Origin of the sequence: Streptomyces sp. (assembly GCF_035563135.1) — a bacterium.
Taxonomy (GTDB): Bacteria; Actinomycetota; Actinomycetes; order Streptomycetales; family Streptomycetaceae; genus Streptomyces.
The window spans coordinates 1-9,615 of record NZ_DATMVN010000305.1 but is presented as its reverse complement, the minus strand read 5'-3'; the positions used below and the strand labels follow the sequence as shown (position 1 = coordinate 9,615).

Annotated in this window: 8 protein-coding genes; all 8 read right to left on the bottom strand. The window is 71.1% G+C overall.

The features are described 5' to 3' along the window. On the bottom strand, positions 1-526 hold a 526-nt coding region (gene pyrF, locus VN520_RS13355), incomplete at its 3' end, for an orotidine-5'-phosphate decarboxylase (RefSeq protein WP_325747109.1). Beyond that, on the bottom strand, positions 523-1,632 hold the full coding sequence (locus VN520_RS13350) for a quinone-dependent dihydroorotate dehydrogenase (protein WP_325747108.1): 1,110 nt from the start codon (positions 1,630-1,632) through the stop codon (positions 523-525). The genes pyrF and VN520_RS13350, both read right to left, overlap by 4 nt. A gap of 119 nt (positions 1,633-1,751) precedes the next feature. Then, a complete protein-coding gene (gene carB, locus VN520_RS13345; RefSeq protein ID WP_325747107.1) occupies positions 1,752-5,060 on the bottom strand; it encodes a carbamoyl-phosphate synthase large subunit in 3,309 nt (1,102 codons plus the stop codon). After that, the gene (gene carA / locus VN520_RS13340) at positions 5,053-6,195 is read right to left on the bottom strand and encodes a glutamine-hydrolyzing carbamoyl-phosphate synthase small subunit (RefSeq protein WP_325747106.1); all 1,143 of its coding nucleotides are present in this window, start codon (positions 6,193-6,195) and stop codon (positions 5,053-5,055) included. Before carA ends, carB begins: the two co-directional genes overlap by 8 nt. Further along, entirely contained in the window at positions 6,192-6,800 is a 609-nt protein-coding gene (locus VN520_RS13335) for a hypothetical protein (RefSeq protein WP_325747105.1), read from the bottom strand. Before VN520_RS13335 ends, carA begins: the two co-directional genes overlap by 4 nt. Continuing rightward, positions 6,797-8,083, bottom strand: a complete 1,287-nt coding sequence (locus tag VN520_RS13330; protein WP_325747104.1) for a dihydroorotase — start codon at positions 8,081-8,083, stop codon at positions 6,797-6,799. The genes VN520_RS13335 and VN520_RS13330 overlap by 4 nt, the downstream gene beginning before the upstream one ends. Positions 8,084-8,085: 2 nt before the next feature. Next, the gene (locus VN520_RS13325; RefSeq protein WP_325747103.1) at positions 8,086-9,102 is read right to left on the bottom strand and encodes an aspartate carbamoyltransferase catalytic subunit; all 1,017 of its coding nucleotides are present in this window, start codon (positions 9,100-9,102) and stop codon (positions 8,086-8,088) included. 90 nt (positions 9,103-9,192) lie between these two features. Continuing rightward, a partial coding sequence (gene pyrR / locus VN520_RS13320; RefSeq protein ID WP_325747102.1) for a bifunctional pyr operon transcriptional regulator/uracil phosphoribosyltransferase PyrR occupies positions 9,193-9,615 on the bottom strand: 423 nt, incomplete at its 5' end.

The following is a 9,615-nucleotide window of genomic DNA, read 5'->3' as shown; positions in this document are numbered from 1 at the left end:
CCAGTGACCGCCCGTCCGCCGCGGTGGCGCGCTGGACCTCCGCGCCCTCCGGGTTGGAGGTGAGGGCCAGCACGAAGACCCCCGCGCCGGAGGCCTCGGCGGCGTCGAGCGCCGGGCGCAGCGAGCCGAAGCCGAGATAGGGCGAGACGGTGACCGCGTCGCAGAACAGCGGCGAGTCCTGGTCGAGGTAGGTGGCCGCGTAGGCGCCCATCGTGGAGCCGATGTCGCCGCGCTTGGCGTCCATGAGCACGAGGGCCCCCGCCGCGCGGGCCTCCTCGACGGCCTTCTCCAGGACGGCGACGCCACGCGAGCCGAAGCGCTCGAAGAACGCGGACTGCGGTTTGAGCACGGCGACCCGGTCGGCCAGTGCCTCGACGACCGTGCGTGTGAAGCGTTCGAGGCCCGCGATGTCGTCGTCCAGGCCCCAGGAGGCGAGCAGGGAGGCGTGCGGGTCGATGCCGACGCAGAGCGGGCCGCGGGTGTCCATGGCGTGGCGCAGGCGCGCGCCGAAGGGTTCGGGGGTCACTGCACGGCCTTCCGTGTCTCGGCGCCGACTGCCTCGGCGAGGGTGGCGTACGGGGACGCGGCCAGCCGGGCGGCCAGACCCTTGTGGATGGCGCGGGCGTAGAACGGGCCCTCGTAGATGAAGGCGCTGTAACCCTGGACGAGCGTGGCGCCCGCCAGGATGCGCTGCCAGGCGTCCTCGGCGGTCTCGATGCCCCCGACGCCCACCAGGGTGAGCCGGGTCCCCACGCGGGCGTACAGACGGCTCAGGACCTCCAGGGAGCGCTCCTTGAGGGGCGCGCCGGAGAGACCGCCGGTCTCCTCGGCCAGGGACGCGTCGGACTTCAGGCCGAGGCCGTCGCGGGCGATGGTGGTGTTGGTGGCGATGATGCCGTCCAGCCCGAGCTCGACGGCGAGGTCGGCGACCGCGTCGACGTCCTCGTCCGCGAGGTCCGGGGCGATCTTGACGAGCAGCGGGACCCGGCGGCCGGTGACGGTGCGGTCGGCGGCTTCGCGCACCGCGGTGAGGAGCGGGCGGAGCGCCTCGGTGGCCTGGAGGTTGCGCAGGCCGGGCGTGTTGGGCGAGGAGACGTTCACGACGAGGTAGTCGGCGTGTGCGGCGAGCCGCTCGGTGGACTTCACGTAGTCGCCCACGGCTTCGTCCTCGGGGACGGCCTTGGTCTTGCCGATGTTGACGCCGACGGTGGTGCGGAAGACGGGGGTACGGGCGGCGAGGCGCGCGGCCACGGCCGCGGAGCCCTCGTTGTTGAAGCCCATGCGGTTGATCAGGGCCCGGTCGGCGACGAGGCGGAACAGCCGCTTCTTCGGGTTGCCGGGCTGCGGCTCGCCGGTGACCGTGCCGATCTCGATGTGGTCGAAGCCGAGCATCGACATGCCGTCGATCGCGACGGCGTTCTTGTCGAAGCCGGCGGCGAGCCCGAACGGGCCGTGCATCCGCAGGCCGAGCGCCTCGGTGCGCAGCTCCTCGAAGCGGGGTGCGAGCGCGGCGGCCACGAAGGTGCGCAGCACGGGTGTGCGGGCGGCGCGGCGGATCCAGCGGAAGGCCAGGTGGTGGGCCTGCTCCGGGTCCATCCGCTTGAAGACCAGCTGGAAGAAGAGTTTGTACATCACGGTGTCCTCATGAAGAGGGGGACACCGTTTCCGGTGTCCCCTGCTGGGCCGGGCCGGGTCTTTCGTCCGGATCGGGCCGGACCCCGCGGGCCCGGCCCGATCCGGACGGGAGTCCCTCAGTCGCGGGCCGCGGTCAGATGTTCCGCGTGTTCCTGGAGGGAACGTACGCCGACGTCACCGCGGTTGAGCGCGTCGATGCCCTGGACGGCGGCGGCGAGCGCCTGGACCGTCGTCAGGCACGGCACGGACCGCGCCACGGCCGCGGTGCGGATCTCGTAGCCGTCGAGCCGGCCGCCCGTTCCGTACGGGGTGTTGACGATGAGGTCGACCCCGCCGTCGTGGATCAGCTGGACGATGGTCTTCTCGCCGTCGGGCCCCTCGCCCTCGGACTGCTTGCGCACCACGGTGGCGTTGATCCCGTTGCGCTTGAGCACCTCGGCGGTGCCGGAGGTGGCGAGCAGCTCGAAGCCTTGGGCCACGAGTTCGCGCGCCGGGAAGATCATCGAACGCTTGTCGCGGTTGGCGACGGAGATGAAGGCGCGTCCCCTGGTGGGCAGCGGGCCGTAGGCGCCGGCCTGCGACTTGGCGTAGGCCGTGCCGAACACCGAGTCGATGCCCATGACTTCGCCGGTGGAGCGCATCTCCGGGCCGAGGACCGTGTCGACGCCGCGGCCGTGGATGTCGCGGAAGCGCGACCACGGCATGACGGCCTCCTTGACGGAGATCGGCGCGTCCAGCGGCAGGGTGCCGCCGTCGCCCTGCTTCGGCAGCAGGCCCTCGGCGCGGAGTTCCGCGACGGTCGCGCCCAGCGAGATGCGGGCGGCGGCCTTCGCGAGCGGCACCGCGGTCGCCTTCGAGGTGAAGGGGACGGTCCGCGAGGCGCGCGGGTTGGCCTCCAGGACGTAGAGGATGTCACCGGAGAGGGCGAACTGGATGTTGATCAGTCCGCGTACGCCGACGCCCTTGGCGATGGCCTCGGTCGAGGTCCGCAGCCGCTTGATGTCGAAGCCGCCCAGGGTGATCGGGGGCAGCGCGCAGGCGGAGTCGCCGGAGTGGATGCCGGCCTCCTCGATGTGCTCCATGACGCCGCCGAGGTAGAGCTCGGTGCCGTCGTAGAGCGCGTCGACGTCGATCTCGATCGCGTCGTCGAGGAAGCGGTCGACCAGGACCGGCCGGGTGGGGCTGATCTCGGTGGACTCGGCGATGTAGGCGGAGAGGCGGGTCTCGTCGTAGACGATCTCCATGCCGCGGCCGCCGAGCACGTACGACGGGCGTACGAGGACGGGGTAGCCGATCTCGTCGGCGATGGCCTTGGCCTCGGCGAAGGTGGTGGCGGTGCCGTGCTTCGGCGCCGGCAGGCCGGCCTCGGCGAGCACCCGGCCGAAGGCGCCGCGGTCCTCGGCGGCGTGGATCGCCTCGGGGGACGTCCCCACGACCGGCACGCCGTTGTCCTTGAGGGCCTGCGAGAGGCCGAGCGGGGTCTGGCCGCCGAGCTGGACGACGACACCGGCGACGGGCCCGGCGAGCGACTCGGCGTGCACGATCTCCAGGACGTCCTCGAGCGTGAGCGGCTCGAAGTACAGCCGGTCGGAGGTGTCGTAGTCCGTGGAGACGGTCTCCGGGTTGCAGTTGACCATCACGGTCTCGTAGCCCGCGTCGCTCAGGGCGAAGGAGGCGTGGACGCAGGAGTAGTCGAACTCGATGCCCTGGCCGATGCGGTTCGGGCCGGAGCCGAGGATGATCACCGCCGGCTTGGTGCGGGGCGCGACCTCGCTCTCCTCGTCGTAGCTGGAGTAGAAGTACGGCGTCTTCGCGGCGAACTCCGCCGCGCAGGTGTCGACCGTCTTGTAGACCGGGCGGATGCCCAGCGCGTGCCTGACCTCGCGTACGACGTCCTCGCGCAGACCGCGGATCTCGGCGATCTGGGCGTCGGAGAAGCCGTGCCGCTTGGCCTCGGCGAGCAGGCCGGCGTCCAGTCGCTCAGCGGCGGCCAGCTCATCGGCGATCTCCTTGAGCAGGAAGAGCTGGTCGACGAACCAGGGGTCGATCTTCGTGGCGTCGAAGACCTCCTCCTGGGTGGCGCCGGCGCGGATCGCCTGCATCACGGTGTTGATGCGCCCGTCCGTGGGGCGCACCGCCTCGGCGAGCAGCTCGGCCTTGTCACCGGTCTCGCCGGTGAAGGCGAACTGCGAGCCCTTCTTCTCCAGGGAGCGCAGGGCCTTCTGCAGGGCCTCGGTGAAGTTCCGGCCGATCGCCATGGCCTCGCCCACCGACTTCATGGTGGTGGTGAGGGTGGAGTCGGCGGAGGGGAACTTCTCGAAGGCGAAGCGCGGGGCCTTGACCACGACGTAGTCGAGGGTCGGCTCGAAGGAGGCCGGGGTCTTCTCGGTGATGTCGTTGGGGATCTCGTCGAGCGTGTAGCCGACGGCCAGCTTGGCGGCGATCTTGGCGATCGGGAAGCCGGTGGCCTTCGAGGCGAGCGCCGAGGAGCGGGAGACGCGCGGATTCATCTCGATCACGATGATCCGGCCGTCGGCCGGGTCGATCGCGAACTGGATGTTGCAGCCGCCGGTGTCCACGCCGACCTCGCGGATGATCGCGATGCCGATGTCACGCAGCCGCTGGTACTCACGGTCGGTGAGCGTCATCGCCGGGGCGACCGTGATGGAGTCGCCGGTGTGGACGCCCATCGGGTCGAAGTTCTCGATGGAGCAGACGACCACGACGTTGTCGTGCCTGTCGCGCATCAGCTCCAGCTCGTACTCCTTCCAGCCGAGGATGGACTCCTCCAGGAGCACCTCGGTGGTCGGCGAGAGCGTGAGGCCCTGTCCGGCGATGCGGCGCAGCTCCTCCTCGTCGTGCGCGAAGCCGGAGCCGGCGCCGCCCATGGTGAAGGAGGGGCGGACGACGACGGGGTAGCCGCCGAGCGTGTCGACGCCCGCGATGACGTCGTCCATGGTGTGGCAGATGACGGAGCGGGCGGACTCGCCGTACCCGATCTTCGCCTTGACGGCCTCGACGACTCCCTTGAAGAGGTCGCGGTCCTCGCCCTTGTTGATGGCCTCGACGTTGGCGCCGATGAGCTCGACGCCGTACTTCTCCAGCACACCCTGCTCGTGCATGGAGATCGCGGTGTTGAGTGCGGTCTGGCCGCCCAGGGTGGGGAGCAGCGCGTCGGGGCGCTCCTTGGCGATGATCTTCTCGACGAACTCGGGGGTGATCGGCTCGACGTACGTGGCGTCGGCGATCTCCGGGTCGGTCATGATCGTCGCCGGGTTGCTGTTCACCAGGATGACGCGCAGGCCCTCGGCCTTGAGCACGCGGCAGGCCTGGGTGCCGGAGTAGTCGAACTCGGCGGCCTGCCCGATGACGATCGGACCGGAGCCGATGACCAGGACGGACTGGATATCGGAGCGCTTAGGCACGCTGGTCCTCCATCAGGGTGACGAAACGGTCGAAGAGGTACGCGGCGTCGTGCGGGCCGGCGGCTGCTTCGGGGTGGTACTGGACGCTGAAGGCGGGTCGGTCCAGGAGCTGGAGGCCCTCGACGACCTGGTCGTTCAGGCAGACGTGGGAGACCTCGGCGCGGCCGAACTCCGTGTCGGACGGCTTGTCGAGGGGGGCGTCGACGGCGAAGCCGTGGTTGTGCGCGGTGACCTCGACCTTGCCGGTCGTACGGTCCTGCACGGGCTGGTTGATGCCGCGGTGGCCGTACTTCAGCTTGTAGGTGCCGAAGCCGAGGGCACGGCCCAGGATCTGGTTGCCGAAGCAGATGCCGAAGAGCGGGGTCTTCCGCTCCAGGACACCCTGCATGAGGGCGACGGGGTGGTCGGCGGTGGACGGGTCGCCGGGGCCGTTGGAGAAGAAGACTCCGTCGGGCTCCACCGCGTACACCTCGTCGAGGGTGGCGGTGGCGGGCAGGACGTGCACCTCGATGCCGCGCTCGGCCATGCGGTGCGGGGTCATGCCCTTGATGCCGAGGTCGATCGCGGCGACGGTGAACTTCCGGGTGCCGTGCGCGGGGACGACGTAGGCCTCCTTGGTGGCGACCTCGGCGGAGAGGTCGGCGCCGCTCATCTCGGGGGCCTGGCGCACCTTGGCGAGCAGGGCGGTCTCGTCGGTGAGCGCGTCGCCGGAGAAGATGCCGACGCGCATCGCGCCGCGCTCGCGCAGGTGGCGGGTGAGCGCGCGGGTGTCGATGCCGCTGATGCCGACGACGCCCTGGGCGGCGAGCTCCTCGTCCAGCGTGCGGCGCGAGCGCCAGTTCGAGGGGAGGCGGGCGGGGTCGCGTACGACGTATCCGGAGACCCAGATGCGCTTCGACTCGGCGTCCTCGTCGTTCACGCCGGTGTTGCCGACGTGCGGGGCGGTCATCACGACGACCTGGCGGTGGTAGGAGGGGTCGGTCAGCGTTTCCTGGTAGCCGGTCATGCCGGTGGAGAACACCGCCTCGCCGAAGGTCTCCCCCACGGCCCCGTAGGCACGGCCGCGGAAGGAGCGGCCGTCCTCCAGGACGAGTACGGCGGGAGCCTTTCCGGCTCCCCGGGTGGAGATCGTCATCGTGCGGTGCCTTCCGTCGTGCTGGTGGTGGTGAGGTGGTTGCCGGCTGCGCCGGTGAGGCGGCCGACGGCGTCGACCCATGCCTGGTGCTCGGCCGCGTGGTCGGAGCGGAAGCCGGAGTCGATCAGCTGGTCGCCGTGCGCCCAGGTGATGACCAGCAGGCCGCCCTCGGGCAGGACCTTGCCGGCGAGCGCCCTGTCGAGCCTGGCCTCGCGCAGCGCACAGGCCGGTACGAAGAAGTCGGCCGCCCCGGGGCGTACGACGTCCAGGCCCTGCGCGGTGAGGGTCAGCTCGACCCGGCTGCGGGTGCCGAGACCGTGCGCCACGATCCGGTCGAGCCACTGCCCGGCGGTCGTCGAGGCGTGGTAGCGGCCGGTCAGTGTGAGCAGCGTCTCGCCGTCCGCGAACCCTTCGGGGGTGGTCGCGAGCTCGGGCAGCCCGGACTGCAGGCTCCCCCGCCACTTCCATCCCTGGCGCATCAGCCAGTAGACGAAGGCGATGAGGACGAGCAGTCCGAGGACCCAGCTGATGCGGGCGGACCAGTCGGTCACTTCGGCCGACTTCTGCTCGGCGGCCAGTTGGAGGAGGGGGTTGAGTGTTGTCACGCGAGCTTCCCGTCGACGACCGTGGCACGGCCCCGCAGGAAGGTGTGGGTCACTCGGCCGGGCAGCTCGCGACCCTCGTACGGAGTGTTGCGGCTGCGGGAGGCGAAGCCCGCGGGGTCCACGGCTCCACGGTATGCCGGATCGACCAGGGTGAGGTTGGCGGGCTCACCCGCCGAGACGGGCCGGCCGTGTCCTTCGAGCCTGCCGATGGCCGCGGGGCGGAACGACATGCGGTCGGCGACGCCCGCCCAGTCGAGGAGCCCGGTGTCCACCATCGTCTGCTGGACCACGGAGAGCGCGGTCTCCAGGCCCACCATGCCCATGGCGGCGGCGGCCCACTCGCAGTCCTTGTCCTCGTGCGGGTGCGGTGCGTGGTCGGTGGCCACGCAGTCGATGGTGCCGTCGGCCAGGGCCTCGCGCAGGGCCATGACGTCGGCCTCGGTGCGCAGCGGCGGGTTCACCTTGTAGACGGGGTTGTAGGTCCGTACGAGCTCGTCGGTGAGCAGCAGGTGGTGCGGGGTGACCTCGGCGGTGACGTTCCAGCCCTTGGACTTGGCCCAGCGGACGATCTCCACGGAGCCTGCGGTCGAGAGGTGGCAGATGTGCACCCGGGACCCGACGTGGGCGGCGAGGAGGACATCGCGGGCGATGACCGACTCCTCGGCGACGGCGGGCCAGCCGCCGAGGCCGAGCTCGGCCGAGACGACGCCCTCGTTCATCTGGGCGCCTTCGGTGAGGCGGGGCTCCTGGGCGTGCTGGGCGACGACGCCGTCGAACGCCTTCACGTACTCCAGCGCGCGGCGCATGATCACCGCGTCGTCGACGCACTTGCCGTCGTCGGAGAAGACCTTCACTCCGGCGGCGGAGTCGTGCATGGCGCCGAGCTCGGCGAGCTGCTTGCCCTCCAGGCCGACGGTGACGGCGCCCACGGGCTGCACGTCGCAGTAGCCGGACTCCCTGCCGAGCCGCCAGACCTGCTCGACGACTCCGGCGGTGTCGGCGACGGGGAAGGTGTTGGCCATGGCGTGGACGGCGGTGAAGCCGCCGGCCGCTGCCGCCCTGGTTCCGGTGAGAACGGTCTCGGAGTCCTCACGGCCGGGCTCGCGCAGGTGGGTGTGGAGGTCGACGAGGCCGGGCAGCAGGATCTGGCCGGCCGCCTCGATCACGGTGGCGTCACCCGCCTCGATGCCGGTGCCGGTCTGCGCGATCGTCTCGCCGTCGATGAGGACGTCCTGCGGCTCGCCGCCGAGGACCTTCGCACCGCGGATCAGGATCTTGCTCATGGTTACTTGTTCTCCTCGGTACGGGCGGAGGCGGAGGGCAGGGCGGTCTCGGAGCCGCCGAGCAGCAGGTACAGGACGGCCATGCGGGTGGAGACGCCGTTGGCGACCTGCTCGACGGCGGTGCAGCGGTCGGAGTCCGCCACCTCGGCCGTGATCTCCATGCCGCGGACCATCGGGCCGGGGTGCATCACGACGGCGTGCTCCGGCATCTTCCCCATGCGTTCGCCGTCCAGGCCGTAGCGGCGGGAGTACTCACGCTCGGTCGGGAAGTAGGCGGCGTTCATCCGCTCGCGCTGCACACGGAGCATCATGACCGCGTCCGACTTCGGCAGCACGTCGTCGAGGCGGTAGCTGACGTCGCAGGGCCACTGCTCGACGCCGACCGGCACGAGGGTGGGCGGGGCCACCAGGGTGACGTGGGCACCGAGCGTGTGCAGCAGGTGGACGTTGGAACGGGCCACACGGCTGTGCAGGATGTCACCGACGATCGTGATCCGGCGGCCTTCGAGGTCACGGCCGATTCCCGCGTCGGGTCCGACCAGCCTGCGGCGCATGGTGAACGCGTCCAGCAGTGCCTGGGTCGGGTGCTCGTGCGTGCCGTCGCCGGCGTTGACGACCGCGCTGTCGATCCAGCCCGAGGTCGCGAGGCGGTACGGGGCGCCGGAGGCGCCGTGCCGGATGACGACCGCGTCGGCGCCCATGGCCTCCAGGGTCAGGGCGGTGTCCTTGAGCGACTCGCCCTTGGAGACCGACGAGCCCTTCGCGGAGAAGTTGATGACGTCGGCGGAGAGGCGCTTGGCGGCGGCCTCGAACGAGATCCGGGTGCGGGTCGAGTCCTCGAAGAAAAGGTTCACGACCGTTCGTCCACGCAGGGTGGGAAGTTTCTTGATCGGCCGGTCCGCGACCCGGGCCATCTCCTCGGCGGTGTCGAGGATCAGGACGGCGTCGTCGCGGGTGAGGTCTGCGGCCGAGATGAGGTGACGGGGGGTCCGGGGGTGGTCCCCGGGAGGGCGCAGCATCTGGGAGTCTCCGTGAGGGGTGGAGGGATCAGGCGGGCGGGCGTGCGGAGGCAGCCGTGCGGCCGCCGGGGCGCACGGGACGGGACTCTGCTACTGCTCGCCTGCCGGGACGGTCTGCTTGACGCCGAGCAGCACGGCGTCGCGGCCGTCCTCCTCGGCGAGCTGGACCCTGACCGTCTCCCGCAGCGACGTGGGGAGGTTCTTGCCGACGTAGTCGGCACGGATCGGGAGTTCGCGGTGGCCGCGGTCGACGAGGACCGCGAGCTGCACGGCACGGGGCCGTCCGATGTCGCCGAGGGCGTCGAGTGCGGCGCGGATCGTGCGGCCGGAGAAGAGCACGTCGTCGACCAGCACGACGAGGCGGCTCTCGATGCCCTCGCCGGGGATCTCGGTGCGTGCGAGGGCACGCGCCGGGCGCATCCGCAGATCGTCGCGGTACATGGTGATGTCGAGTGACCCGACCGGCGTCTTCCGGCCGGTGATCTCTTCGAGCTTCCCGGCGAGCCGGCGGGC